Raw genomic sequence first — 26,215 nt, forward strand, 5'->3', positions numbered from 1 at the left:
CCAATGACCGACCACACCTCGCCGGCGGCCCACCCCTACCTGGCGGGGCTGGTGCTCACCGGTCGCAAGGTCGTCGTCGTCGGCGGCGGCCACGTCGCCCAGCGTCGGGTCCCCGCGTTCCTGGCGGCGGGCGCGGCGGTGACCGTGGTCAGTCCCGAGGTCACCCCGGCCATCGAGGGGCTCTCGGGCGAGCTGGTCCTGGTCCTGCGGGCCTTCACCGAGTCCGACCTCGACGGCGCCTGGTACGTCGTCGCCGCCACCGACGACGCGGAGGTCAACGCCCGTGTCGTCGCCGCCGCCGAGGCCCGGCACACCTTCTGCGTGCGCGCCGACGACGCGCTCGGCGGCACGGCATGGACGCCGGCCGTCGGCCACCACGGCAGCGTGACCGTCGGGGTGCTGGGCAACCGGGAGCCGCGGAAGTCGGCGGCGCTGCGCGACGACATCGTCACCGCCCTGCGCGACGGCCACCTCACCGCCTCCGACGCGCTCGACCGGACGCCGGGCGTGGTGCTCGTCGGCGGCGGCCCGGGCGAGCCCGAGCTGGTCACCGTCGCAGCCCGCCACGCGCTGGCCTCGGCCGACGTGGTGGTGGCCGACCGGCTGGCCCCGCGGGAGCTGCTCGACGAGCTCGGACCGCACGTCGAGCTGATCGACGTCGCCAAGCTGCCGCGCGGGCGCTCCGCCTCGCAGGACTACATCAACGAGGTGATCGTCGACCGGGCTCGCGCCGGCAAGCGGGTGGTGCGGTTCAAGGGCGGCGACAGCTTCGTCTTCGGCCGCGGCTACGAGGAGCTGCTGGCCTGCGCCGCCGCTGACGTGCCCGTGACCGTCGTACCCGGCCTCACCTCCGCCATCGCGGTCCCCGCACGCGTGGGCATCCCGGTCACCCACCGCGGCGTCGCGCACGAGTTCACCGTCATCTCCGGCCACATCCCGCCCGGCCACCCGGACTCGCTGGTCGAGTGGGGCGCGGTGGCGAGGATGCGCGGCACCGTGGTGCTGCTCATGGCCGTGGACAACGCGCCCGCCATCGCGGCGACGCTCATCGAGGGCGGTCGCCCCGCCGGGACCCCGGTCGGTGTCATCGTCGACGGCACCATGCCGACCGAGCGCACCGTGCTGACCACGCTCGGCTCGCTGGCCGACGACCTGGTCGCCCACGAGGTGGTGCCGCCGGCGATCATCGTCATCGGCGACGTGGTGGCCGTGGCGCGCCCGGCGCACTACGGCGATCGTGGGCTGGGACGTGGCTGAACCCCGCGGGGCCAGGCTCGTCGAGCTCTCGGACCCCGACGACCCCCGCCTCGCCGACTACCGCGACCTGCGCGACGTCGAGCTGCGCAAGAGCCTCGAGGCCGAGCACGGCCTGTTCCTCGCCGAGGGGGAGAAGGTCGTGCGTCGGGCGGTCGAGGGCGGCTACGAGGCGCGGTCGTTCCTGATGGCCCCGCGGTGGCTCGAAGGGCTCGACGACGTGCTCGCGGCGAGCGGTGGTCCCTGCTACGTCCTGTCCGAGCAGCTGATCGAGCAGGTCACCGGCTTCCACGTCCACCGGGGTGCGCTCGCCTCGCTGCGCCGGCGTCCGCTCGCGTCGGTCGAGGACGTGCTCGAGGGCGCGCGCTCGGTGCTCGTGCTGGAGGACCTCGTCGACCACACCAACGTCGGCGCGATCTTCCGCTCCGGCGCCGCGCTCGGCTTCGACGCGGTGCTGCTCGCACCGCGTTGCGCCGACCCGCTCTACCGCCGCTCGATCAAGGTCGGCATGGGCGCCGTGTTCAGCACGCCGTGGACCCGCCTGCCCGACTGGTACGACGCCCTGCCGGACCTGTCGCGACGCGGGTTCACCACGGTCGCGCTGACGCTGTCGCCGGACTCGGTCCCGATCGAGGTGGCCGTCGACGGCGTCGACCGGCTCGCCCTCGTGCTGGGCTCGGAGGGACACGGGCTGTCGTCGCGCTGGGAGGCCACGGCCGATCGGCGGGCGATCATCCCGATGCGCGCCGGCATCGACTCGCTCAACGTGGCGGCTGCGACCGCAGTGGCCTGCTACGCCGCGGCCCGCCGCTGACCCGGTGCCGCAGCCGCCGGGCGACCACGACGACCACGGCCACCGCGAGGAGGGCGTAGACGACGTTGCCGATGCTGCCGACGTACGCCTCGACGCGGTGCCACTGGGCGCCGAGCTCGTAGCCGGCGAGGATCAGCGCCGCGTTCCAGACCAGGCTCCCCAGGGTCGTGAAGAGGCAGAAGGTGGTCAGCGGCATCCGGTCCACGCCGGCGGGGATCGAGACCAGGCTCCGCACGCCGGGCACCAGCCGGCCCACGAGCACCGCGGCGCGACCGTGGTCACCGAACCAGGACACCGCCCGGCGCACGTCGTCGGCGTGCATCAGGGGGATCCGGTCGGCGAGCGAGCAGATCCGCTCGAGGCCCCATGCGGCGCCCAGCCAGTAGAGGAGCAGTGCGCCCGCCAGGGACCCTGCCGTGGCCCAGGCGACCGCGGCGACGACGCCGTAGTGGCCCTGGCTGGCGGTGTAGCCGGCGAGCGGCAGCACGAGCTCGCTCGGCACGGGAGGGAACACCGTCTCGAGCGCGGTGGCGAGACCGACGCCGGGGGAGCCGACGGTCCGCATGACCATGACGACCCAGTCGAGCACCGCGTCCACGTGGTCCTCCGTCAGCCGCGGCGGCGCAGGGCCTCGTGGAGCACGATCGACCCTGCGACGGCGGCGTTGAGCGACGAGGCGGTGCCGACCATCGGGATGCTGACGATGTCGTCGCACACCGCACGCCAGCCTGACGAGATGCCGTGCGTCTCGTTGCCCACGACGACCACGACCCGGCCGTCGAGGGGTGCGTCGGCCAGCGCCGAGCCGTGCTCGTCGGTGCCGATGATGCGATAGCCGTTGGCGTGGGCGTAGTCCACGACCGGGCCGTGCGCCGGCACCCGGAGCACGGTCAGGGCGAACAGCGAGCCGGTGCTGGCGCGCACCGCCTGCGGGTCGTAGGGGTCGGCCGCGTGGCCGGTCACGACCAGGGCCGCGGCGCCGAACGCGTCCGCGGAGCGGGCCAGGGTGCCGATGTTGCCGGGGCTCGACGGGCGGTCGAAGACGACGACGGGTCCGTGCGGCCGCTCCGAGTCGCCGAGCCGGGCGACGCCGTCCTCGGGCATCTCGACGACGGCGACCAGCTCCGCACCCTCCTCGCGGCCGCTGAGGCGGGAGTGCAGGGCAGGCGCGAGCACGACGCGCTCGGCGTCGGTCGTCGCCCACAGCTCGTCGGCCCACGACGAGCTCGTCCCGTCGGCGCGCAGCAGTGCCCGGACGGTCCAGCCCTCCTCGACGGCGCGGGTGATCGGGCGCACGCCCTGCACGAGGAACTCGCGGTTGCGGTGGCGCTTGGACCGGTTGGTCAGCAGCGCCTCCCACTGCTGGAAGCGGGCGTTCTCGCGGGTGATCCTCAGCTCGTGCATGCCGTGGCCGCTCACGCCTCGGTGGGCCAGGCCGCGGGGTAGTCCTCGGCGGCGGCATCGTGCTTCTTGGTGAGCCGCTTGCGGGACTTGGCCGAGAGCCGGTCACCGAAGACGGTGCCGAGGGTGTGGTCGGTCTCGTGCTGGAGGCAGCGGGCCAGCAGGCCGTCGCCCTCGAAGCTCACCGGCTCGCCGTCGAGGCCGGTGCCGTCGACCCGTGCCCAGTCCGGGCGGGCGCACGGCTCGAAGGAGCCCGGGTAGGAGAGGCAGCCCTCGTCGTCGTCCTCGAGGTGCCGGTCCTTGCCCTCCGGCAGCGTGAGCACCGGGTTGCACACCAGCCCGACCGTGCGTACGCCGCTCTCGTCGGGGCAGTCGAAGACGAACATCGCCACGTCCTCGCCGACCTGGCAGGCCGCCAGGCCGACGCCGTCGGCGGCGTACATGGTGGCCACCATGTCGGCGGCGAGGGTCGCGAGGTCGTCGTCGTAGGAGGTCACGGTCGATTGGGCACGGTGCATCACGGGCGTGCCCCACCGCGTGATGGGGCGCACCGTGCCACTCTCGGGGAGTGGGCCGTGCGGCGCCCGGACTTCGGGATGGACGGTCTGCTCGTCGTCGGGCATGCGGGGGATCCTAGCGAGGAGGTGGGTCGTGACCGGCACCACGGGGCGGCCTCTGGCGCTCGGTGTAACTCGGAGTTACAGTTTCGTCATGTCCATCATGAACAGCCTCCGGCCGGGAGGTCGCCACGGGTTGTCCTCCAAGGAGACCCGCGACCCCATCGGGCTCGCGGTCGCCGCCGTGAACCGGCTGGCGCAGAGCGACCTCATCGACCGCGTCGGCCTGCGTCGCCAGACCGAGCAGGTCGTCTACTCGACCACCCGCAACGGCTTCCGGGTCGCGACCGCCGCCGGTCGGACGTTCGCCCGGGCCGGTCGGCGCACCGCCGGCGAGCGGCCGGCCGCCGCGGAGTCGCGCGGCCTGTTCGACCTGACCCCGACCGAGGACGAGCAGATGCTCGTCGACGTCGTCGCCGAGCTGGCCGCGGAGGTGCTCCGCCCGGTCGCGGCCCAGGCCGACGACGCCTGTGCCGCGCCTGCCGGGGTGCTGCAGGCCGCGCAGGAGATCGGCCTCACGGTCCTCGGCGTGCCGGAGTCCCTCGGCGGCATCATGGAGGAGCGATCGGCCATGGCCGGCACGCTCGTCGCCGAGGCACTCGCGCAGGGCGACATGGGCCTGGCCGTCGCCACCCTGGCACCCGGTGCCGTCGCCACCGCGATCGGCCTGTGGGGCACCGAGGCGCAGCAGCAGACCTACCTCCCCGCCTTCACCGGGGGCGCCGACGGGCAGGACGTGCCCGTGGCCGCCCTGACCATCGCCGAGCCGTCCGTGCTCTTCGACCCGTTCGCCCTGGCCACCACGGCGCTGCGCGACGGCGACGGCTACGTGCTCGACGGGGTGAAGTCGGCGGTCGTGCGCGGCGCGGAGGCTGAGCTCTTCGTGGTGGCCGCGATGCTCGACGGCACCCCGGCACTGTTCCTCGTCGAGTCCGGCGCCGAGGGTCTCGAGGTCGAGGCCGACCCGTCCATGGGCGTGCGGGCCGCGGCCCTGTCGCGCCTCCACCTCACCGGCGTACGCGTCGGGGGCGATGCGCTGCTCGGCGACACCGACGGCACGGCCTACACCGAGTGCGTGCGGCTGTCGCGCCTCGCCTGGTGCGCCCTCGCGGTCGGCACCGGCCAGGCCGTCCTCGACTACGTCAAGGACTACGTCAACGAGCGCGAGGCGTTCGGCGAGCCGATCAGCCACCGCCAGTCGGTCGCGTTCATGGTCGCCGACATCGCCATCGAGCTCCAGGCCATGCGCCTGCTCACCTGGAAGGCGGCCTCCCGCGCCGCCCGCGGCCAGGACTTCGCCCGGGAGGTCGGGCTGGCCCGCCAGCTGTGCGCCGAGAAGGGCATGAAGATCGGCCTCGACGGCGTCCAGCTGCTCGGCGGCCACGGGTTCGTCAAGGAGCACCCGGTCGAACGGTGGTACCGCGACCTGCGTGCCGTCGGACTGATGGAAGGTGCGGTGCTTGTCTGATGATCAACCTCGAGACCCCGAAGAAACAGGCCGGGCTCGTCGACCAGGCCCACCAGCTGGCGATGAACATGCTCCGTCCGATCTCGCGCAAGTACGACCGCGCCGAGCACGAGTACCCCAAGGAGCTCGACATGCTCGCCGCGCTGATCGACGGCGTGAGCGAGACCGGCGCGACCGGCGGCGCCGGCGCGGGCGGCGTACGTCGTGACGCGAGGCCGAAGGACGACGGCGGGGTGCGCAACGGCGCCAACCTCGCGTCCGTGCTCTCGATCGCCGAGATGTGCTGGGGCGACACCGCCCTGCTGCTCTCGATGCCGCGCCAGGGCCTGGGCAACTCGGCCATCGCGTCGGTCGCCAACGAGGAGCAGCTCGAGCGCTACAAGGGCACGTGGGCGGCCATGGCGATCACCGAGCCCGGCACCGGCTCGGACTCCGCCAACATCACCACGACGGCCGTCCAGGACGGTGACGAGTACGTCATCAACGGCGAGAAGATCTACGTCACCTCCGGTGACCGCGCCGACAGCGTGGTCGTGTGGGCCACGCTCGACAAGGAGCTGGGCCGCGCCGCGATCAAGTCGTTCCTGGTCCGCAAGGACAACCCCGGCCTCAAGGTCGAGCGGCTCGAGCACAAGCTCGGCATCCGGGCGTCCGACACGGCGGCGATCACGTTCACCGACTGTCGCGTGCCGGCCGAGGACCTGCTCGGCTCGCCCGAGATCGACGTGAAGTCCGGCTTCGCCGGTGCGATGGCGACCTTCGACAACACCCGGCCGATGGTCGCCGGGATGGCCGTCGGGTGCGCCCGTGCCTCGCTCGACCTCACCCGTGACCTGCTCGAGCAGGCCGGGGTCGTCATCGACTACGACCGGCCGGCGCTGAGCCAGTCGGCCGCGGCAGCGAAGTTCCTCCAGCTCGAGGCCGACTGGGAGGGCGCGAAGCTGCTGATGATGCAGGCGGCCTGGATGGCCGACAACCGCAAGCCGAACTCGCTCGAGGCCTCGATGGCGAAGGCGAAGGCGGGACGCGTCGGCTCCGACGTGACGCTGTCCTGCGTGCAGCTGTGCGGCACCCTCGGCTACAGCGAGGCCGAGCTGCTGGAGAAGTGGGCGCGCGACTCCAAGATCCTCGACATCTTCGAGGGCACCCAGCAGATCCAGCAGCTCATCGTCGCGCGCCGCCTGCTCGGGCTCACCAGCTCTCAACTCCGTTGACGCTGACCGGGCACTTCCTCGCCAGACCACACGCAATGACCGGGCACCTCCTCTGCGAGGAAGTGCCCGGTCAGCGTGTGGTCAGGAGACGGACTTGAAGGGGTCGTGCTCGGCGAGGATCTTGTCGACGCGGGCCTGGTCGATGCGGTGGAAGACCCGCTGGTCCTCCTGCATGTCACGCACGACCTTCGCGAGGGTGAACGTCGAGGTGGTCAGGTAGAGCGTGCCGAGGGCGAGGAAGCCCTTGATCCACGGGTCGGCGTCCATGAAGTAGATGGCGACCAGCATGGCGAACAGGGCGGCACCGAACGAGATGGCGGCCTGGGCGGCGAAGGCGGCGGTGTTCTTGGCGGTGGAGTCGTTCTTGGAGGTCATGGCAGCAGCCTGCTCGCCCAGCGGCCGCGGCGGACCTGCCCGACTACCCGACCGGTGCTGAGTACGAGCACCTGAGTCGCACCGGTACGTTCGGGCCATGCCCGACGAGCACCAGGCTGAGCCGGCCCACATGACGCCCGACGAGTTCCGCCGCCAGGGCCACGCGGCCATCGACTGGATCGCCGACTACTGGGCCTCCCTCGACGACCTGCCCGTGCGCGCGCAGGTCGCCCCCGGCGACGTACGACGACAGCTCCCCACGTCGGCGCCGGAGGTCGGCGAGCCGTTCGACGCCCTGCTGGCCGACCTCGACCGGGTCGTCGTGCCCGGGCTGACGCACTGGCAGCACCCGCGCTTCTTCGCCTACTTCCCGGCCAACTCCTCGCCCGCGGCGATCCTCGGCGACCTCCTCTCCAGCGGCATCGGCGCGCAGGGCATGATCTGGGCGACCAGCCCGGCCGTGACCGAGGTCGAGCAGGTCGTGCTCGACTGGTTCGCCGAGGCGCTCGGCCTGCCCGAGGCCTTCCGCAGCGACGGGCCCGGCGGCGGCGTCATCCAGGACACCGCGTCGACGGCCACCTTCACAGCGCTGCTCTCCGCGCTGCACCGCGCCAGCGGGGGAGAGGCGCGCGTGCACGGCGTCGGCGGCCACCAGTGGCGCGTCTACGGCTCCACGCAGGCCCACTCGTCGCTGGTGAAGGCGGCGATGATGGCGGGTCTCGGGGAGGACGCCGTACGCGCCGTCGGGGTCGACCCGGTCACCCAGGCCATCGACGTGGACGCCCTCCGTGACGCGGTCCTCGAGGACGTGGAGGCGGGCCGGCGCCCGCTCATGGTGCACGTCGCGTCGGGCAGCACGTCGACCGGCGCGATGGACGACATCGCCGCGGTCGCCGAGGTCGCCCGCGAGTGGGGCGTGTGGCTGCACGTCGACGCCGCGTGGGCCGGCGTCGCCGCGGTGTGCCCGGAGCACCGCGGCCACCTGGCCGGCGTCGAGGCGGCCGACTCGTTCGTGACCAACCCGCACAAGTGGCTGCTCACGACCTTCGACTGCAGCACCTTCTGGGTGCGCGACCGGGCGGCCCTGACCGGCGCCCTCTCGATCCTCCCGGAGTACCTCCGCAACGCCGCCACCGAGTCCGGCGAGGTCGTCGACTACCGCGACTGGCACCCCCAGCTCGGCCGCCGGTTCCGTGCCATCAAGCTGTGGGCCGTGCTGCGCACCTACGGCCTCTCCGGGCTGCGCGCGCACATCCGCAGCGGCGTCGCGCTGGCGGAGCACGTGGCCGGCCTGGTCCACGAGGACGACCGGTTCGAGCTCGTCACCGAGCCGGCCCTGTCGCTGGTCGTGTTCCGGCTACGCGCCGGGGACGAGCAGACGCTGGCCGCCATGGAGGCGGTCAACGCGTCGGGTGAGGCCTACCTGAGCCACACGACCGTCGAGGGCCGCGCGGCGATCCGCCTCGCCGTCGGCAGCTGGCGCACGACGCAGGCCGACGTCGACCGCACCTGGCGTGCGCTGCAGGAGGCCGCCGCCGCCCACGACTGAGACAGTGCTGCGACCGACGAGGCCGTCGGACGCGGCTGCGTAGACTCCGGCCAGTGCAGCTCCTCCATGACAACCCGGGCCACGACCTCACCTACGACGACGTCTTTATGACTGTTCGTTAGGACACTCGTCGGGAGGCTCGGGCGGGGGCCTCGCGGCCAACTTGCCGAACAGTCGAACCGCTGCGAGCTGCTCTGCTGTCAGTGGTTCGTCGCGACGCTGATCCCACCATTCGCGAGCGGCGATGTAGTGCTCGGTTTCCTCCCAGCGAGCGTGACCGCATGGCAACTCGCCGGCGGCCGTTCTCGGCTGCCCGACCTCCGAGCCGGTAGCACGACGTCCTGTCACGGCGCTACGAGTCGGGATGGTTGAACGTTGCATCCGTGGATGCTACTTATAGTCTGTCGACTGAAAGTCATCAACACACAATGATCCGGTTCGTGCCGGATCACAACCCCCGCTTGCAAGAGCGGCTGGAGCGGTTTGGTGTCGCGGTGCGGAATGCTCGCCGAGCCAAGGGGCTCTCGCAAGAGGAGCTGGCGCATCTCTCTGGCCTGCACCGTACCTACGTCGGCTCGGTCGAGCGGGGCGAGCGCAACATCAGCCTGTCGAGTGCATGGGCCTTTGCGGACACGCTCGACCTTCGACTGACGGATCTTGTGTCGGAAGCAGACGCTGGGGGGTAAGTCGATCGGCATCGACTGCGAGCACTCGCCTGGCGCTCGGATGACAGATCGGTCGAACGCCGGCGTGTCTCTTCGGGACGAGTGGGTCCGCACGGGTTACATTGGTGCTCAATAATTTAGCAACCACCCGCTGGGAGCCAAACTTGAGCTGGTTTGACGAAGAGATGCGCCCGATCATCACGCACGAGGCAGCTGTGCTCTCGGCTACTCTCAACGAGAGCATGGCAGTCGCTGTCGCTCATGCTCGGGACGACACTCGTCGCTACCCGCCCAGGCAGTTTCCGCACGCGATGCCGATGATGCTTCGCTGTGCCATGCGCCTCGAGCTTGAACGGTGCGGCCTGCCCAATGGCTGGGAGCTCAACGGCGACTCGCGTCTCATGGGTCAGCTCCTACTCAGCAACGAGGAGCACGCCCTTGATCTTCGGTTCTTGAAGGAGCGTCGTCGTAGCTACCCCGGCGGAGTGCCCTCGGCGGGTCGCAACCCAGCGCGCATCGCGGCATGGAGCAGTCGCGACGTTCCGTTGCCGACCCTAGGCGCGAGCGAGCTCGACACCCCGACAGAGAGGCAGCGCACCACCGTGCTGTGGGTCTGGGATCTCGGCGGGCCTCTGTCGGACGAGCACCCTGCTTTCACGCAGCGTCTAGTGCACACAACTTCGCCTGGCGTCTATGGACGCGCCGTTCCCTGTGACCTGTCCTTGGACCTCTTGCCCGCCGGGGGCATCTTCGACCGACTCGAATTCGCCGGCGGCGACACCGACACCGACTTCTTCCACGTCGAGCTCGACGAGACCGCCGAAGATGGAGACTGAGTTCCGCGGTGAGCGCTTGGTCGCCCTTCGGGAGCTTGAAGGGATAACCCAAGCTGAGCTGGCTAGTGCCCTCGGCGTCACCTCTGGAGCGCTCACGCACGTTGTCAAGGGCGACCGCCCTTTCCCGTCGTCGTGGGCACACGCCGCCAGCCGGGCCTACGCCGTCCCAATCGAATTCTTCGCAGTCACCCCGACGCCAGCCGACATCGGGGTCCTCACCTATAAGAAGAAGTCCACCGCGAGGGTTCGGGATGAGAAGAGAGTCGATCGGCTCTACTCCGAGGCCGCACGCCTGTTCCGCCACGCGTCTGTCGCCTCCGGCTACCGCCCTTCGCAGTTGCCTGACCCCTCGGAATTCGACGGAGACCCGGAGCTGCTGGCGGCCGAGGTGCGCCGCCGCGCAGCGGTAGGTCCTACCGACCCGGTACCCAATGTGATCCGACTGTGCGAGCGGCTCGGGGTCGGTGTCATCGACAACCTTGACCCTCAAGCAGACGAAGATGCGCGTCACTCCGGGGCATCGCGCCCTTCGACGTTCGAGAATCGTCCCCTGATCGCGCTCACCTCTCATCGCAGCGCGGCGTACAAGCGGTTCCTGGTGGCCCACGAACTGTTCCATCTCATTGCCGATCGGGATCTTGATCGTCCCCTGACTAGTACCCGCGACCGGCGGGAGAAGCGCGCTGACAGGTTTGCCGCTGCCCTGCTGCTACCCCAGGAGGTGGCAGCGGAGCGCCTAACACCCTCGATGACGCTTCACGGGTATTTGCGCGTGAAGGCCGACTACGGCGTTGAGGTGAAGGGCCTCATTCACCGTGCCGGGGAACTTGGCATCGTCACCTCGGAGCGAGCGCGGAGCCTCTACATTCAGTGGTCGTCCAGCGGGTGGCGAACCGACGAACCGGTGCAGGTGCCCGAGGAACGCCCGCTGCTGCTCACTCAGGCATTGAAGAAGGCTGAAGGGAAGAGCTACGCCGCGCGCCTGTCCCACACGCTTGGAGTTCCAGCTCCACTTATCACGCATTGGACCCAGTCGGACGACCTGTCCGTCGGTAAAGAAGACCATCCTGGTGCGGATGTGATTCCAATACGGAGCGGGCCACGAAGGTGATTGCGTGTAAGCCCTCGGGCACACGGCTCTAAAACGCATCTTCGCTTGACTGCGCCAAGGGATGGCCTCCCACGACATGCGATGTCGGTGTGCGACCATGGCCGCGTGATGGACAACCCGGCGGCCGGAAGTGTCGCTCGAGCTGAGAAGACGCACAACCTGCTCGCGTGGGTCCTGGTAGGGGTCATCGTCGTTTGCACCGTGGTGCTGGGCGTCTCCAAGCCTGGGACCGCTGTGACGGTCTTTCTCACCGTAGTGTCAGCAGTTGCTGGTGCGGCGCTTGGAAACGTGCTTCGTATCGATCTCTCGCAGAGCGTTTTTCGAAATCAGGCGCGGCCGGCGACGCGCCACCTTTTCGATCAGGTACAAAGACTGCAGCGGCTAGTAGTCCGAGTCGAAGCCCACGGTGCGGCTTGCAAGGCTGAGCGGATCTCCCAAGAACGAGTGGCAGACTGGTTCGTCGCGGTGGGAAACGACCTACGCTCGGAAATCGATGCGACCGCGACAGCCATCGACAACTGGAGCGATCTAGCCTCGGACGTCCGGGAAGACGAATGGTCGAAATACCTCAAGCGCGACAACCGACTGCCTGGACACGAAGGAAATGAAGAATGAATCAAGAACGTATTCGGGGGAAGGTCGCTCGCGTCAATAGCGATCGAGAACTCATCATCAACCGCGGAGCCGCTGATGGGGTCACTGAAGGAACGTTCTTTTATGTTCGCGACGAGCCCGTCGTGATCACCGACCCGGACTCGGGTGAATCCTTGGGCGAAGTGCTACCTATCAAGATCGTCGTACGCGCTGACGAAGTGGACGAAAAGTTCTGCATTGCGCGGACTTTTCGGTCCCGGCGTGTGCTGGTACGAGAAGCGGAGCCCGGAAACGACCAATTCGGTGCAGTCTTGAAGTCATGGCGTGCGCAACTCCAGCCCCCGCGCCCAGCTGAATACGAGACGCGCGTAGAAACGCTTCGAGTCGATCCGACTAAAGGATCGCCGATCGACGATCGCGACAGCATCGTGCGAGTAGGCGATGTAGTGGAGTCAGTGCTCGCCGGTGAGGACATAGACCCCGTCACGACGACCCTCTTCAAGTAGCCGTGCCGTAGGCGGCACGCGTGATCCAGGCCGGAGAGCGTTCGAACCTTGATGTAGTCCGCGTGAATGACGCGGGTTAAGTCGCGCCGAGCATGGTCGCGATCTGACCCGAGAGTGGTTCGCGGGCCAGGTCGTGCTGGAAAGTCGTAGCAGCGTAGGTTCGGCGTGTGAAATTCTTGAACGGGCAGGGTCATGACGTTGATCTCACGTACGACGACGTCTTCATGGTCCCGCGCCACTCCTCCGTGGCCAGCCGCTACGACGTCGACCTGGCCACCTCCGACGGCACCGGCGCGACGCTGCCGCTCGTCGTCGCCAACATGACGGCGATCGCCGGTCGGCGGATGGCCGAGACGGTCGCCCGGCGCGGGGGCATCACCGTCATCCCGCAGGACATCCCGATCCAGGTGGTCGCCGACGTGGTGGCCTGGGTGAAGGAGCGGCACCCGGTGTTCGACACCCCGATCGAGCTGCGCCCCGACCAGACCGTCGCCGAGGCCCTGTCGCTGATCCCGAAGCGCGCGCACAAGGCAGCCGTCGTGGTGCAGGACGGACGTCCGGTGGGCGTGGTGTCCGAGGCCGACTGCGCGGACGTGGACCGCTTCGCCCAGGTCCAGGCGGTGATGAACCGCTCGGTCGTCACGGTGGCCGCCTCGACCGACCCCCGCGAGGTCTACGACGCCATCGAGCGGGCCAAGGCGCCGCTGGCCGTCGCGGTCTCCGGGTCCGGCGAGCTGGTGGGGGTGCTGACCCGGCTCGGCGCGCTGCGCGCCACGCTCTACAACCCCGCGCTCGACGACGGCGGCCGCCTGCGGATCGCCGCGGCGGTCGGCGTGAACCGCGAGGTCGCCGACCGCGCCCAGGACCTCCTCGAGGCCGGCGTCGACTGCCTGGTCGTGGACACCGCCCACGGGCACCAGGACCGGATGGTCCAGGCCCTGCAGGCGGTCCGGGCGCTGTCTCCCACCGTCCCCGTCGCGGCCGGCAACGTCGTCTCGGCGGACGGCACCCGGGCGCTGATCGAGGCCGGTGCCGACATCGTCAAGGTCGGCGTCGGGCCGGGCGCCATGTGCACCACCCGGATGATGACCGGCGTCGGCCGCCCCCAGTTCTCCGCCGTGCTCGAGTGCGCGGCCGCCGCACGCGAGCTCGGCAAGCACGTCTGGGCGGACGGAGGAGTACGCCACCCGCGCGACGTCGCCCTCGCCCTGGCCGCGGGTGCCTCGTCGGTGATGATCGGCTCCTGGTTCGCCGGCACCCACGAGTCGCCCGGCGACCTGATGCACGACGCCGACGGCCGCCCGTTCAAGGTGTCCTTCGGGATGGCCTCGGCACGCGCGGTGGCCAACCGCACGGCCGGCGAGTCGTCGTACGACCGGGCCCGCAAGGGGCTCTACGAGGAGGGCATCTCCTCGTCGCGGATGTACCTCGACCCCGACCGTCCCGGGGTCGAGGACCTCATCGACCAGATCTGCTCCGGCGTGCGCTCCTCGTGCACCTACGCCGGCGCGAGCGACCTCGCCGAGCTCCACGAGCGGGCGCTCGTCGGGGTGCAGTCCGCGGCCGGCTTCCACGAGGGCCGGCCCCTCGAGAAGTCCTGGTGACGCGATGAGGGAGCTCGAGCACGTCTTCGTGATGACCTACGGCCGGTCGGGGTCGACCCTGCTGATGGGCATCCTCAACTCGATCCCGGGCTGGCTGCTGCGCGGGGAGAACCGCCACGCGATGCGCCACCTCTACGACTTCCACCGCAGCGGCCTCGCCGAGAAGGCCCGGGTCGACCCGGCGCGGGCGAGCCGGCCGACGCACCCGTGGTTCGGCATCGAGGGCTTCCCGGAGGTCGCCTCGCTGCAGCACATCCGTGCGCTGGCCGAGGCGACGCTGCTGCGCCCGGAGCACGACACCCGGGTCAGCGGCTACAAGGAGATCCGCTGGTACGACGCCGACCTCCCCGACTACGTCGACTTCCTCCGCCAGGTCTTCCCCGGTGCGCGGTTCGTCGTCAACACCCGCAACCTCACCGACGTCGCGGCCAGCAACTACTGGACCCACAAGGACGACCCCCTCTCGCAGGTGCAGGCGATCGAGGAGAAGATCCTGAGCACCGCCGCCGGTCTGGGTGACGCGGCCTACCGCGTCCACTACGACGACTACGTCGCCGACCCCGAGGCGCTGCGCGGCCTGTTCGACTGGCTCGGCGAGGTCTACGACCAGAACCGCATCGAGGCCGTGCTGGCCACCCCGCACTCGCGGGTCGGCAAGCACCGGGACGTCGAGTGACGCCGCGCGTGCTGGTGGTCTCGGCCACCGCGGCCGAGGCCGCCCACGTGCCGGCCGGCCTGCCGCTGGTCGTCACCGGCATGGGCAAGGTGGCTGCCGCGACCGCGACCGCGCGCGCCCTGTCGTCGTACGACGACCACGCCGGGCTGACGGTGGTGAACATCGGCACCGCCGGCGCCCTCCGTCCCGGGCTGAGCGGGCTCTTCGAGCCGGGGACGGTGCTCAACCACGACCTGAGCGCTGACGTGATCCGCTCGCTCGGCCACGACCCGCAGGAGCGGCTCGAGGTGGGGGAGTCGGACGTGATCCTGGCGACCGGCGACGTGTTCGTCAGCGACCCGGCGGTGCGTGACGCCCTGGCCGAGCGGGCACACCTCGTCGACATGGAGGGCTACGCCGTGGCCTACGCCTGCCGCGAGCTCGGCGTGCCCGTGCGGCTGGTCAAGCACGTCTCGGACCCCGCCGACGAGTCGGCGCTCGACTGGCCGACCGTGGTCGAGGCGTCGGCGCGCGTGCTCGGTGAGTGGGTCCGGACCGAGGTGCTCGCCCCGCGAGGTTGAGCACCCGGGCTCAGGGGTCGTGGGGCGATGGCGTCGATACTCGCCCCATGGTGACGACACGTCCGACGTCGGTGGCCGCCTCCGTGGCCGTGGCCCTGCTGGCTCCGCCGGCTGCGTGGCTGGTGTGGGTCTCGTGGAGCGACGGGAAGGCCAGCGACGCCATGCACGTCGCGTGGTTCGTCACGGTCGCGCTCGGCTGCGTGCTCGCAGGGGCCCTGGCCCCCCGGAGCGCACGGTTGCTCTGGCCGGCGCTCGTGGCAGTCGTGTCGACGATCGTCACGCTCTTCGCGTGGTGGTCGGGAGAGGACGAGAGCGGGCTCTTCCTGGTCGGCATATTCATCGCCACGCCGCCGGTGGTCGCCGCGTCCCTCCCGCTCATGCTCCTCGGACGGGCCCTGGCGTCATCCCGGCTCGGCGGGCGCTGAGCCCGTCGCCTCGCTGAGCCGGGCATGTCCACCCCTGCGGGCGACGACCCGGGTGGTGCCCGGGGCTGGCTCTCGTAGCGGACTCTCGGGGCGGTCGCCGCAGCACGTCGGGCCTCACGGTTCGCTCCGTCGGCTGACCGGCCCACGACGGAGCGCGCGGACGAGGCCGCCTGCGACCGTGCGCGGACGCAGGACGGGCGTCCCGGCGGAGTCCGTGTCCTGCATGCCCGCAAGGGTCTCGGAGAGCACCGCCCTCGCGTCCGTCGTGGGTGCCCAGCCGAGATCGCGGCGCGCCCGCGTGGTGTCGAGCAGCGGTACGGAGTAGGCCATGTCGATCCAGCCGGGGTCGAGCGGCTGGAGCCGTCCGTGCCAGCTTGCCGACACGGCCGCCCGCACGACGGCCGACGGGACGTGGACCAGGCGCGCGTGCAGTGCGTCGGCGACGTCCTGGGCGGTGATCGCGGGCTCGGCGGCGAGGTTGAACGCGCCCGGCACCCGACCCTCGACCACCCGGACCAGCGCGTCGGCGACGTCGTCGGCATGCACCATCGGGATCACCAGCCCGGCGTCGAGAGGCACCACCGGGACGTGGCGCAGCAGGGCAGCGGGCACCACCGTGGGCAGCCCGTAGCGGAGGAGCGCGCTGCCGGCTGCCCGCTGGCCGATGATGCCCGGGCGCATGCGGGTCACGACGAGGCCGGGAGCGTCGACCTGCAGCTCGTCGAGGAGCGTCTCGGCGGCAGCCTTGTGCCGGCTGTACATGGAGGTGGGCACGCCACCGGTCGGCCAGCTCTCGTCGACGGGCGCGTCGTCGCGCTTGGGCGAGTAGGCGCCCACCGACGACATGTGGACGAGGTGCGGCACGCCGGTGGACAGCACAGCATCGATGACGCGTGCCGTGCCGCCGACGCCCAGCTCGCGGAGGTGCTCCTCGCGGTGCGAGGGCTGGAACCCCCAGGCCAGGTGGACCACCGCGTCCGCCCCCGCCACGGCCTCCTGAAGTGCCGGGACGTCCGACTGGTCGGTGAGGTCGACCGCGGCCCAGTCCATCCCTGGCGCAGGTGCCTGGCCGGTGGGTGGGCGACGGACGACGCCGACGAGGTCGTGGGAGCCGTCCTGGGAGAGCCGGCGGACGAGGGCCGAGCCGACGTTGCCGCTGGCCCCAGTGATCACGATGCGCATGAGCGCCCTGTACCCCGTGGCGTGCGCCGCAGACGTCAGCGTGAGGTGTTCGCCGTACGTCCCTTGGTGACACCGACGAACGCCTGGGTGACCTCGTCGTCGCGCTCGATCCTCCAGACGACGGCGATCGTCGTGGGCTCCAGGTCGGAGACCACCCGGCTCACCACGTCCTTGCGCTGGTGGAGCCGGGCGATCGACATCGGGAGGATCACCACACCCGTGCCGGCGGCGACCGTCTCGATCGCCTCCTGCTCCGACATCGGCGGCCAGTCGAGCTGCTCGGCCGCCGGCGTCCAGCCGCTGGAGTGGGGGCGGACGAGCTGCTCGTCGGCGAGGTCGGCCGTCGTGACCTCCTCGTCGGCGGCGGCCAGCAGGTGCTCCCGCGACCCGACGGCGACCTGCAGCTCGTCGTAGAGTCGCACGCAGTGCAGGCCCTCGCGGTCGACGGGCAGCCGCACGATCGCCATGTCGAGACTGCCGTCCCGCACGCCGTCGAGCTGCTCGGCCTCCGTGACCGGCACGAGCTCGAGCGGCTCGCGGCGGCGGTCACGCCAGTGGCGCGCCCACTTGTCCGGGGTGGCGCCGGTGACGAAACCGATGCGGAGCGTGGCGGTCATGGCACCGACCCTAGGCGCACCAGGCCGTCAGGCGTCGGGGTCCCGCTTCACCGACAGCACGAAGTCGTCGCCGTGCTCGGTGACGCCGGTGATGACCGCGGCCTCGACTGCCTCGAGGGCGTACTTGCGGCGCACCACCATCGGGTCCTGGGCCAGGTCCTTCACCAGGGCAGCGGCGAGGCCGATCATGATCAGGACGAACGGCAGGGCGGCGATCACGGTGATGGTCTGCAGGCCGCTGAGCGCGTCCGCGCCCCCGACGAGGAGCATCACCGCGGCGACGGCACCGGTGGCGACACCCCAGAAGATCACCGTGGGGCGGCTCGGGTGGATGGTGCCCCGCTCGGAGAGCGAGCCCATCACGATCGAGGCCGCGTCGGCGCCGGAGACGAAGAAGATGCCGACCAGCACCATCACGGCGATGCTGGAGACCGTGGCGAGGGGGTAGGCCTCGAGGGTGGTGAAGAGCTGCTGCTCCAGGCCACCGGCGCCGGCGATGTCCGTGCCCGCCTTCTGCAGGTCGATCGCGGCACCACCGAAGATGCAGAACCACACGACGCTGACCAGGCTCGGTACGAGGAGCACGCCCGTCACGAACTGGCGGATGGTGCGGCCACGGGAGATGCGGGCGATGAACATGCCCACGAACGGCGTCCACGACAGCCACCACGCCCAGTAGAAGACCGTCCAGCTGGAGAGCCAGTCACTGGTCTCCGCGCCCTCGGCCGCCGTGCGGGCGGCCATCATCGGGAGGTCGGCGACGTAGCTGCCGATCGAGGTCGGCACCAGGTTCAGGATGAACACGGTCGGGCCGACGATGAACACGAAGAGGGCCAGGGCCACGGCGAGGACCATGTTGATGTTCGACAGCCACTGGATGCCCTTGGCGACGCCGGAGACGGCCGACAGGACGAAGGCGGCGGTGAGGACGGCGATGATGCCGACCAGGACGGCGTTGCCGGTGTCACCGAGGCCGGCGACGATCTGCAGGCCGGACTCGATCTGGAGGGCGCCGAGGCCGAGCGAGGTGGCCGAGCCGAAGAGCGTGGCGAAGATGGCGAACATGTCGATCGCCTTGCCGCCGAGACCGTGCGCGTGGCGGCCGAGGATCGGCTCGAAGGCCGAGCTGATCAGCTGCAGGCGGCCCTTGCGGTAGACGCCGTACGCGACGGCGAGCCCCACGACGGCGTAGATCGCCCACGGGTGCAGCGTCCAGTGGAACATCGTGGTGGCCATCGCGGCCTGCGCTGCCTCCGCGTTGCCCGCCTCGCCCGTGCCCGGCGGCGGGGTGACGAAGTGGGTGATCGGCTCCGAGACGCCGTAGAACATCAGGCCGATGCCCATGCCGGCGCTGAACATCATCGCGACCCACGAGATGGTCCGGAACTCCGGCTCCTCGTCGTCGCGGCCGAGCGGGATGTTGCCGAACTTGCCCAGCGCGAGCCAGATGACGAACACGACGAAGGCGCTCGAGGTCAGCACGAAGAGCCAGCCGGCCTTCTCCATCGTCCACGCCAGGCCGCTGGCGGAGGCGTCTGCCAGACTGCCGGTGCTGACGAAGCCCCAGACGAGGAACGCCAGGCTGACCAGCGCCGTGACACCGAAGACCAGCTTGTCGAGGCCGGTCTCGCGGGACGTGTCGGGCTCGATGGCGGCGTCGAGCGCCGGGTGGGTCTCGTCGGGTGCGGGCAGGTCGCGGGGAGGTTCGATTCCTGTGGCCATCCGGCGACGAGATCAAGAATCTCGGTGTCGAGCAACCTGACACGCGAGTTCCCCGCTCAGGGTGAGACAAGGCCCACAGTCGGTCACGGCAGGTGGGGCGCCGATGACGGGCCTGTCTTGGCGCCGGGCTTCCCGGCCTCGGCGTAGGACCTGACGACGGAGACGTTGAGCGGGAAGTCCACGGCGACGTCGCGGAACAGCAGCGAACCGGCGGTCGTGGCGGCGTCGACGACCTCGCGGGTGACCGCCTCGGCGAGATCGGCCGGGCAGTGCACGACCACCTCGTCGTGCAGGAAGAACACCAGGTGCGGACGCGCGTCGAGCGGTCCTGTCGCGCCGAGGTCCCACAACCGGTTGCGGAGGTCGGCGATCCAGCACAGGGCCCACTCCGCACCGGTGCCCTGCACGACGAAGTTGCGGGTGAACCGGCCGTAGGCCCGGCGGTGCCGGTCCTGCAGCTCGAGGTCCTCCGGCGGCGCGTCCGGGGACTCGTCCCACGACCCTCCGAGCGCAGGGCAGCCGCGGCCCAGCAGCGTGCGCACGACCTGCCCGCGCTCGCCGGCGCGCGCGGCCTCCTCGACGAGCCCGAAGGCTCGGGGGTAGCGGCGGGTCAGCCCGGCCACCATCCGGCCGCTCTCACCGGACGTGGCGCCGTACATCGCTCCGAGGAGGCCGAGCTTGGCGTCCTGGCGGGTCGCGACGGCTCCCGCGTCGACCATGCCCTGGTAGAGGTCGGCGCCGCGTGCAGCGCGGGCCAGCTCGTGGTCGCCGCTCATGCCGGCGAGCACCCGCGGCTCGAGCTGGGCCACGTCGGCCACGACCAGCACCCAGTCCTGGTCGGCGACGGCGGCGGAGCGCACCTGCACGGGGAACGACAGCGCGCCGCCGCCGTTGGAGGACCAGCGCCCCGTCGCCGAGCCGGCCGGCTGGTAGGACGGCCGGAACCGTCCGCCGCTGACCCACTGGTCGATCCAGGCCCACCCGTTGTTCTGGAACAGGTGTGCCAGCTGCTTGTAGCGCAGCAGCGGCTCGACCACCGGGTGGTCGACCCGCCGCAGCGTCGACGCCCGGGTGTCGGGCACCTCGACCTCCGCCCGCCGCAGCGCCGCGAGGAGCTCGGGACGGGAGTCGGGGTTGAGCCCCGGGGCGCCGAGGAGGCGGCGTACGTCGTCGATGACCTCCTCCAGCAGCTGGGGGCGGGCGCCCCGCGGGGGTCGCTGGCCCAGCCGTTCCTCGAGCAGCTGCTCGTGCACGTCGACGCGCCACGGCACGCCGGCGTGAGTCATCTCGGCCGCGGCGAGGGCGCCGGCCGACTCGGCCGCCAGCAGCAGCCGCAGGCGTGGGGCGTCGGGCGAGGCCGCGACCGCCGCGAGCTGCCGGGCGTCCTCGGTGTCGGCGCGCAGGTGGTCGGTCGCGGCGTCCACGCTGAACAGGCCCGGGTCGGCAGCCACCGCCGGTGCGAGGTGGTCCCAGAGCCCGGAGTCCTCGCCGTGCAGGTGGCGCGCGTCGACGGCGGGTGCGCGTCGCAGCAGGAGGTGGCACAGCCGGAGGTCGTGGCACCGGCGGACCCGGACGCCGGCGGCGAGGAGCGAGGGGTACCACCGTGCGGTGTCGTCCCAGACCCAGCGCGGCGCCTCGGCGGCCTCCCGCTCGCGCACCAGCCCGGGCAGCGCGCTCAGCGCGACCTCGCTCTGCCCGGACCCGTCGGTGACGAGCGCGCGCTCGCCGGGCAGGCGGGAGAGCTGGACCCGGGTCATGCGCACAGCCTCGCGGACGGCACCGACGCCCGGGCCGCCACCGCGCCGGTTGCGGGGATCGCTTGCCCCACCGGGAAGATGGTCCTGTGCTGCACCGACATCCGTTCCTCAGCCTGCTGACCCTCCTCTACCTCGGGTTCGTGGGCCTGGTGACGCTCACACCGGCCGAGGACCAGCCCGACTACCAGGACCTGGCGCTGCGCGTCCTGACGCGGATGGAGCGCTATCCCGAGCTGGACGCGCTCACCAGCCGGCTGGACGTCGACCGCATCGAGTTCCTGGCCAACATCGGGCTGTTCGTCCCGCTGGGTGTCTTCCTGCTGCTGCTCGTCGGCTCGCGGCTGTGGCTGGTCGCGCTCGCCTCAGGCATCGTGCTCACCTCGATGATCGAGAGCGTCCAGCGCTCGATCCCGGGTCGGGTGTCCGACCCGCGTGACGTCGCGGCCAACTCCATCGGCATGTTCATCGGCATCGCGCTGGCGCTCGTCCTGACGCTGCCGGCGTCGTTGCGGCGAAGGCGGGAGCGCGAGGCCCGACGCGCCGCCGGGGAGGGCTAGGACCGGAGCGTCCGTCCCCAGGCTCGCGCCCGCTCCACCTCGCCGTCCAGCAGCGGGCCGTCCTTGTCGTCGACGTAGAACGACTCGGTGTCGACCACGCGACCGAGGTGGGTGTGGGAGACGCTGCGGGCTGCCCCGCGGGCGGCGGAGCCCGGCAGCCGCCGCACCGCGGCGGCCCTCGTGTCGAACGTCGCCACGTCCAGGCCCGGGACCGGGGCCAGGGCGGCCAGCCACTCACGGATCCCGGTCTCCTCGTGCCCCGCCTCCCCACCCTGCTTGACCGCATCGCGACGGGTGCCGGCGCGGGTCATCCCGAAGGCGTGCGTGGGACCGCCGACCACCAGCAGGTCGACGTCGTGGGGGAGCGGGGTGGGCGCGTCGGCGACCCCGACGACCTCGACCGGGCCGGCGATGCCGTCCGCGACGGCCTGGGCGACGGTGGCGGTGTTGCCCCAGAAGGATTCGAAGACGACGAGCGTGCTCATGACGGGCTCCTCTGCTGACGGGTGGGTGCGGGGAAGGACCTGAGCCACCGCCCGACGAGCCACGCGCTCGCGACCAGCAACAGCAGGCTGGGGACGGCGTCCGGCCCGAGGTGGACGTCGGTCGAGGTGGCCAGCGCCACCACCGGACCGGCCCACAGGGCGGTGAAGAGGGTGACGATCTTGATGAGCGCGACGACGGCCAGTGGCGGCCCGGCCGGGCGACCGCGGAGCAGCAGCACGCCGACGGCCACGATCGCCGGCAGGACGATGGCCAGGTCGAGCCAGAAGACCGGGTAGGGCGTGCCGCCGACCCCTTCGGGATCAGGTCGCGCGCCACCCAGCGCGAACGGCAGCAGGGTCGAGAGCCAGAGGCCGGCGAAGAGCACACCCGTGACCACGAGCATCCAGCCGGTCCCGCGCGCCAGGCGGGGCGAGGCGGTGCCGGCCGGCACCTGCCGGGCCGACACCCGCACCAGCCCGCTCGCCAGCCCCGCGAGGGAGAGCGCCACGATGACGACGTACGCCAGGAAGGCGCGGTTCATCGGCACGCCGGTGGCGTAGATCAGGTAGCTGTAGGCCAGGTAGCCGAGCAGGCCGAGGCGGGCGAGGTCGGCTGCCGCGGTGAGCATCGGGCGGCGTACCAGCCAGAGGAGCAGGCCGGCCACGACGATGCTGCAGGCGTCCTGCGCGCGGGCGCCGAGGACGGTGGCCTCGGGCAGCGACCGGTACGGCGTGTCGGCGAGGAGGCCGTAGAGCGACGCGGCCAGCACCGTCGTGGCCAGCGCCAGCGTGGACGCCAGCAGGGTCGATGTCCGTCGGATGCCCAGGGTGACGGGGACGACGCGCGGGCTCACCACCGGCGCGGGCGTGACCGACGCCGGGGCGGCCAGAGCCGGCCAGTCGGCTCGCGCGGCCGGGACGAGGACGGCCAGGGCGGGGAGGGACCACACCCAGATGCCGAAGCCGAAGGCCATCAGCAGGACGTGGAAGGCGATCACGCCCGACCACCCCAGCCGCGCCGGAGCCCCGCCGCGGAGGAGCAGGAGCCCGAGCACCACCTCGCCCGCGGCGAGTGTCAGGAACCAGGCGTGGGGATGGGGCATGACCAGCTCGTGCCACGCGGTGGTGACGAAGGGCCAGAAGGCGCCGTCGGCGAACGGCAGGTACGTCTGGGGGTCTGCCGCGACGATGCCGGCGTTGAGACCGCCCATGACGAGGAAGAAGGCGCCGACGACGTGACGAGCGGACGCTGCCCGGCGGGTGCGCTGGGCGGGCGCGGCCAGGTGCACGCTGCGCTCGATCGTGGTGCTCATGAGGCCGCCCGCCTTCCTGCCTCCAGCCTGCAGGCAGGCGTCGCGCGGCGGCAGGGGCGAGGTGCCGCGGCCTCCGGGACCAAGGTCCCGGAGGCCGTTCACTGCATCAGTGCGCGGCGATCCAGTCCTCGTAGGAGACCAGCTCGTTGCCGGCGAAGCACTTCCCGTCCGGGACGACGGCGACCGGCACCTCGAAGGAGCCGAGCACCCGGCAGCCGAACGGCTCCTGGGCGCCGAGGCGGACCGGCGTACGCCACCCGGCGTCCGTGCGGACCGCGATCTGCACCCAGCCACCAGCCGGGCACGGGGCGAAGTTGCCCATGTCGCTGACGAGCGCGTAGCCGTCCGAGCGCCACGTCTTGATGATCATCGTGGCGGCCGCGCGGCACTTCGGGCGCGGGTCGTTGGACTTCCAGAGCCGCGTGAGCCTGCGCTCGACGAAGTGCTGGAACGCAGGGGAGGTGCGCGAGATGCGGTCGAGGTGGTCGAGGGTCACCGTGGCGCCGAAGCCCTTGTAGGTGACCGTCCGGACCGACTCGGCCGCGGGCGCGGGCGCCGCCGTGGCAGCGGGGGCGAGGAGCCCGAGGGCCATCAGGGTGCCGGCGAGGGTGCAGGCGAGGGTGCAGGCGAGGGCGGAGGCGATGCGACGCATGGGGCGACTCCCGGGAGGTGCGGCCGCGTTTCGGCCAGTCGTAGTACTGACGCAGCCGCGGCCCCGTGGGTTGCCTCGGACGACCAGAGAGCTCTCTGCCCGACCGGGGTCGCGGTGCGGTCAGCTGCCGTAGACGGCGTCGATGTGTCGCCAGTACCGCGCGGTCAGCCCGGAGAGGGTGGGTGCGTCGACAGTGAGCTGCGCGGGCATCGGCACCTGGCATGTCGCTGCCGCGCAGTCCTTGTAGCGCGACCACAGCTCGTCGAGGGAGGCGCGCACCCCCGCGTAGGCGGGGTCTTCGTACCGGTTCTCCATCTGCGCAGGGTCGGCGTACAGGTCGTACAGCTCGCCCTCGCCGTTGTCGTAGCGGGTGAAGGAGTACCGCGCGGTGCGCAGACCGATGCTGGTGCGCGCGTCGCCTCGGCGGAAGGCCGGGTCGGTGCGCCGACCCTTGGTGGTGTGGGTTGCCTCGGTCACGACCGGGACGTCCCAGCCCTGGTCGCCGGTGAGCATCGTCGTGGTGAGGCTGGCCCCATCGGCGGGGTGCGGTGCGGCGGCCTCGGCGAGGTCGAGGATGGTGGCGGTGAGGTCGACGGTCGAGATGGGGTCGTTGCGGACCTCGCCGCTGCGCATGCCGGGACCGGTGATGAGGAACGGGACCCGCAAGGACGGCTCGTGCGCCTTGGTCTTGCCCGTGCGCTGGCGGTGCTCACCGAGGAAGTAGCCGTTGTCGGAGGTGAACACGAGCACGGTGTCGTCCCACTCGCCACGCTTCTTCAGGGTGCGGACGAGACTGCCGACCTGGCGATCCATCACGTAGATCGCCTCGGCCCGTTGGCGAGTCACCTCGGCGAGCGCACGGCGGCCCTGGTGCGAGAGCTCGGGCAGCATCCGCAGCTTCTGGGGCTTGTCGGAGACGTCTGCCTCTGCCGGTCCGCCACCCTTCGGGAGACCGGGGGCGCGCGTGACGGCCCGGTCGAACCTGCCCTTGACCCAGTCGGGGCGCGACGGCGTCGCGAAAGTGCTGCGGGTGCCGTCCCGGTGGGTGAAGTCCCGCCCCCGTCGCGGGTCATCGGGCTCGCTCGTGCTGGCGAAGTGCGGGGCGGTGAAGGACAGGTACATGAAGAACGGCCGGGCCCTCCGGGCGTTGGCCGTCGCGATCTTGCGCGCGAACATCCCCAGCGTGTCGGTCTGGTACTCACCGCGCCGGTTGTTCGTCGGCTTCCCGTTGATGTTGTAGGGGGTGTCGAAGTAGTCGTAGGTGCCGCCGTGGAAGGAGCCGACGCCCGGGTTCTCGAACGCTCCGTACCAGTCGTCCCAGCCGTTCGGGACGTAGCGGTACGACCGCTCGCCGGTGACCTTGGAGCGCATCGGGCCGTACCCGTTGAGGTACTTGCCGATGAAGGCGGTGCGGTACCCGGCCTCGGACAGCGAGGTGGCGATGGTGCGCGAGTCGTCGAAGGCGCCGTAGCCGTACGGCTTGTGGTGCCAGTAGACGCCGTGGTTGTGGGCGTACACGCCGGTCAGGAACGACGCCCGGGCCGGGCAGCACAGCGGGAACGGCGAGAACGCGTTGCGGAACTCCAGGCCTCTGGACCCGACGAGGTGTCGCACGTTCGGAGCGAATCGCAGATCGTCCGCGCGCATGTCGTCGGCCATGACCACGACGATGTTCGGGCGGTGTACGGGCAGTCGCGTGGCTGCTGTGGTCGACGAGGCGCCGGTCGCGTCCGCCGACGGTGGGGCGAGGGCGAGGGCGAGCGTGCAGCCCACGAGAATCGTCAGGAGGCGGGCCCGGGTCCATGTGCCTGGCGTGGTGATGGTGGTCGTCCTCCGGGGTGGCGACGCCGATGGGGGTGAACGGAGTTCTGGGGCGTCAGGTTGGAGCGCCGCGAGAGCGCCGTGTGTGTCGAGGGCCTGATCGTCGTCAGTGGGCAGCCCGCCCGAGGCCGGAACGCGGTCGATTGCTCCGAACGGACTAGCGCCACTAGCCCTCACGGTCGTGCAGACCACCCGTGTCGTTCCGCGTGCCGGCCGGGTGGGGCGGGTCCGACTCACCTCGGCCCCGTCCCGGTCCCGAGAAGCAAAAGAACCCCAGGTCGGTGACCTGGGGTTCTTCCTGTGTGTCCGAGGGGGGACTTGAACCCCCACGCCCTAATACGGGCACTAGCACCTCAAGCTAGCGCGTCTGCCAATTCCGCCACCCGGACGAGTGCTGGAGAACAGTAGCAAAGCACTTCAGCACCGACGAATCGGGGCTG

The 26,215-nt window shown here is 71.2% G+C and carries 27 protein-coding genes and 1 tRNA gene; 15 read left to right on the top strand and 13 right to left on the bottom strand.

Annotated elements, in window-relative coordinates; translation table 11 throughout:
• Positions 1–3 precede the first annotated feature (3 nt).
• Both cobA and ASC64_RS21155 read left to right on the top strand, forming a co-directional pair.
• Positions 4–1,257: a uroporphyrinogen-III C-methyltransferase gene (cobA, locus tag ASC64_RS21150; protein WP_056909541.1), complete on the top strand. Its 1,254-nt coding sequence runs from the start codon at positions 4–6 to the stop codon at positions 1,255–1,257.
• On the top strand, positions 1,250–2,068 hold the full coding sequence (locus tag ASC64_RS21155; RefSeq protein WP_056909597.1) for a TrmH family RNA methyltransferase: 819 nt from the start codon (positions 1,250–1,252) through the stop codon (positions 2,066–2,068). Before cobA ends, ASC64_RS21155 begins: the two co-directional genes overlap by 8 nt.
• Here ASC64_RS21155 and ASC64_RS21160 read toward each other — a convergent pair.
• Genes ASC64_RS21160 through def form a run of 3 tightly spaced genes read right to left on the bottom strand, consistent with a single transcriptional unit; the run spans position 2,016 to position 4,092 of the window.
• Positions 2,016–2,666, bottom strand: coding sequence for a DedA family protein (locus ASC64_RS21160; RefSeq protein ID WP_235563864.1), 651 nt, complete (start codon positions 2,664–2,666; stop codon positions 2,016–2,018). The genes ASC64_RS21155 and ASC64_RS21160 overlap by 53 nt on opposite strands.
• Before the next feature lie 11 nt (positions 2,667–2,677).
• Positions 2,678–3,472 carry a TrmH family RNA methyltransferase gene (locus tag ASC64_RS21165; RefSeq protein ID WP_056909599.1) on the bottom strand — a complete coding sequence of 265 codons (795 nt, stop codon included), beginning with the start codon at positions 3,470–3,472 and terminating at the stop codon, positions 2,678–2,680.
• Between the two features lie 11 nt (positions 3,473–3,483).
• Positions 3,484–4,092, bottom strand: a complete 609-nt coding sequence (gene def / locus ASC64_RS21170; protein ID WP_056909542.1) for a peptide deformylase — start codon at positions 4,090–4,092, stop codon at positions 3,484–3,486.
• A gap of 88 nt (positions 4,093–4,180) precedes the next feature.
• Between def and ASC64_RS21175 the strand changes: the two genes are divergently transcribed.
• Together ASC64_RS21175 and ASC64_RS21180 are read left to right on the top strand one after the other, a co-directional pair.
• Positions 4,181–5,554: an acyl-CoA dehydrogenase family protein gene (locus ASC64_RS21175; RefSeq protein WP_082550707.1), complete on the top strand. Its 1,374-nt coding sequence runs from the start codon at positions 4,181–4,183 to the stop codon at positions 5,552–5,554.
• The gene (locus tag ASC64_RS21180; protein ID WP_056909543.1) at positions 5,554–6,768 is read left to right on the top strand and encodes an acyl-CoA dehydrogenase family protein; all 1,215 of its coding nucleotides are present in this window, start codon (positions 5,554–5,556) and stop codon (positions 6,766–6,768) included. The genes ASC64_RS21175 and ASC64_RS21180 overlap by 1 nt, the downstream gene beginning before the upstream one ends.
• Positions 6,769–6,849: 81 nt before the next feature.
• Here ASC64_RS21180 and ASC64_RS21185 read toward each other — a convergent pair whose 3' ends face one another.
• Positions 6,850–7,143: a YiaA/YiaB family inner membrane protein gene (locus tag ASC64_RS21185; protein WP_056909544.1), complete on the bottom strand. Its 294-nt coding sequence runs from the start codon at positions 7,141–7,143 to the stop codon at positions 6,850–6,852.
• A gap of 97 nt (positions 7,144–7,240) precedes the next feature.
• Between ASC64_RS21185 and ASC64_RS21190 the strand changes: the two genes are divergently transcribed.
• From ASC64_RS21190 to ASC64_RS21225, 10 genes are all read left to right on the top strand, one after another.
• Positions 7,241–8,692, top strand: coding sequence for a pyridoxal phosphate-dependent decarboxylase family protein (locus ASC64_RS21190; protein ID WP_200937949.1), 1,452 nt, complete (start codon positions 7,241–7,243; stop codon positions 8,690–8,692).
• A 428-nt stretch (positions 8,693–9,120) separates the two neighbouring features.
• A complete protein-coding gene (locus ASC64_RS21195; protein WP_056909545.1) occupies positions 9,121–9,378 on the top strand; it encodes a helix-turn-helix domain-containing protein in 258 nt (85 codons plus the stop codon).
• Positions 9,379–9,521: 143 nt separating this feature from the next.
• Entirely contained in the window at positions 9,522–10,193 is a 672-nt protein-coding gene (locus ASC64_RS22420; RefSeq protein WP_162245830.1) for a hypothetical protein, read from the top strand.
• A complete protein-coding gene (locus ASC64_RS21205; protein WP_056909547.1) occupies positions 10,183–11,304 on the top strand; it encodes an XRE family transcriptional regulator in 1,122 nt (373 codons plus the stop codon). Before ASC64_RS22420 ends, ASC64_RS21205 begins: the two co-directional genes overlap by 11 nt.
• Positions 11,305–11,409: 105 nt before the next feature.
• A complete protein-coding gene (locus ASC64_RS22245; protein WP_156385336.1) occupies positions 11,410–11,919 on the top strand; it encodes a hypothetical protein in 510 nt (169 codons plus the stop codon).
• Positions 11,916–12,404 carry a hypothetical protein gene (locus tag ASC64_RS22250; RefSeq protein ID WP_156385337.1) on the top strand — a complete coding sequence of 163 codons (489 nt, stop codon included), beginning with the start codon at positions 11,916–11,918 and terminating at the stop codon, positions 12,402–12,404. The genes ASC64_RS22245 and ASC64_RS22250 overlap by 4 nt, the downstream gene beginning before the upstream one ends.
• Positions 12,405–12,571: 167 nt before the next feature.
• A complete protein-coding gene (locus ASC64_RS21210; protein WP_056909548.1) occupies positions 12,572–14,008 on the top strand; it encodes a GuaB1 family IMP dehydrogenase-related protein in 1,437 nt (478 codons plus the stop codon).
• 4 nt (positions 14,009–14,012) lie between these two features.
• Positions 14,013–14,684 (top strand): sulfotransferase, encoded by a 672-nt coding sequence (locus ASC64_RS21215; protein ID WP_056909549.1) that lies wholly within the window; start codon positions 14,013–14,015, stop codon positions 14,682–14,684.
• Positions 14,681–15,244, top strand: coding sequence for a nucleosidase (locus tag ASC64_RS21220; protein ID WP_056909550.1), 564 nt, complete (start codon positions 14,681–14,683; stop codon positions 15,242–15,244). Before ASC64_RS21215 ends, ASC64_RS21220 begins: the two co-directional genes overlap by 4 nt.
• A gap of 47 nt (positions 15,245–15,291) precedes the next feature.
• A complete protein-coding gene (locus ASC64_RS21225; protein WP_056909551.1) occupies positions 15,292–15,669 on the top strand; it encodes a hypothetical protein in 378 nt (125 codons plus the stop codon).
• Positions 15,670–15,783: 114 nt separating this feature from the next.
• On the opposite strand, the gene ASC64_RS21230 is transcribed toward ASC64_RS21225, so the two are convergent.
• The 4 genes from ASC64_RS21230 to ASC64_RS21245 form a co-directional block, all read right to left on the bottom strand.
• Positions 15,784–16,851, bottom strand: a complete 1,068-nt coding sequence (locus ASC64_RS21230; RefSeq protein WP_056909552.1) for an NAD-dependent epimerase/dehydratase family protein — start codon at positions 16,849–16,851, stop codon at positions 15,784–15,786.
• A 35-nt stretch (positions 16,852–16,886) separates the two neighbouring features.
• On the bottom strand, positions 16,887–17,468 hold the full coding sequence (locus ASC64_RS21235) for a LysR family substrate-binding domain-containing protein (protein WP_056909553.1): 582 nt from the start codon (positions 17,466–17,468) through the stop codon (positions 16,887–16,889).
• A 27-nt stretch (positions 17,469–17,495) separates the two neighbouring features.
• Positions 17,496–19,190 carry a BCCT family transporter gene (locus ASC64_RS21240; protein ID WP_056909554.1) on the bottom strand — a complete coding sequence of 565 codons (1,695 nt, stop codon included), beginning with the start codon at positions 19,188–19,190 and terminating at the stop codon, positions 17,496–17,498.
• Between the two features lie 83 nt (positions 19,191–19,273).
• Positions 19,274–20,947 carry a bifunctional 3'-5' exonuclease/DNA polymerase gene (locus ASC64_RS21245; RefSeq protein ID WP_056909555.1) on the bottom strand — a complete coding sequence of 558 codons (1,674 nt, stop codon included), beginning with the start codon at positions 20,945–20,947 and terminating at the stop codon, positions 19,274–19,276.
• An 86-nt stretch (positions 20,948–21,033) separates the two neighbouring features.
• Here ASC64_RS21245 and ASC64_RS21250 point away from each other — a divergent pair, with 86 nt between their 5' ends.
• Positions 21,034–21,504: a VanZ family protein gene (locus ASC64_RS21250; RefSeq protein WP_056909556.1), complete on the top strand. Its 471-nt coding sequence runs from the start codon at positions 21,034–21,036 to the stop codon at positions 21,502–21,504.
• On the opposite strand, the gene ASC64_RS21255 is transcribed toward ASC64_RS21250, so the two are convergent.
• From ASC64_RS21255 to ASC64_RS21275, 5 genes are all read right to left on the bottom strand, one after another.
• Positions 21,501–21,989: a flavodoxin family protein gene (locus tag ASC64_RS21255; RefSeq protein ID WP_056909557.1), complete on the bottom strand. Its 489-nt coding sequence runs from the start codon at positions 21,987–21,989 to the stop codon at positions 21,501–21,503. The genes ASC64_RS21250 and ASC64_RS21255 overlap by 4 nt on opposite strands.
• A complete protein-coding gene (locus tag ASC64_RS22595; protein WP_200937950.1) occupies positions 21,986–23,302 on the bottom strand; it encodes a hypothetical protein in 1,317 nt (438 codons plus the stop codon). The genes ASC64_RS21255 and ASC64_RS22595 overlap by 4 nt, the downstream gene beginning before the upstream one ends.
• A gap of 106 nt (positions 23,303–23,408) precedes the next feature.
• Positions 23,409–23,954 (bottom strand): hypothetical protein, encoded by a 546-nt coding sequence (locus ASC64_RS21265; protein WP_056909558.1) that lies wholly within the window; start codon positions 23,952–23,954, stop codon positions 23,409–23,411.
• A 120-nt stretch (positions 23,955–24,074) separates the two neighbouring features.
• A complete protein-coding gene (locus tag ASC64_RS21270) occupies positions 24,075–26,105 on the bottom strand; it encodes a sulfatase family protein (RefSeq protein WP_308195199.1) in 2,031 nt (676 codons plus the stop codon).
• Positions 26,079–26,164 (bottom strand) — tRNA-Leu (locus tag ASC64_RS21275). Before ASC64_RS21275 ends, ASC64_RS21270 begins: the two co-directional genes overlap by 27 nt.
• Positions 26,165–26,215 lie beyond the last annotated feature (51 nt).

Origin of the sequence: Nocardioides sp. Root122 (assembly GCF_001425025.1) — a bacterium.
Lineage (GTDB): Bacteria > Actinomycetota > Actinomycetes > Propionibacteriales > Nocardioidaceae > Nocardioides.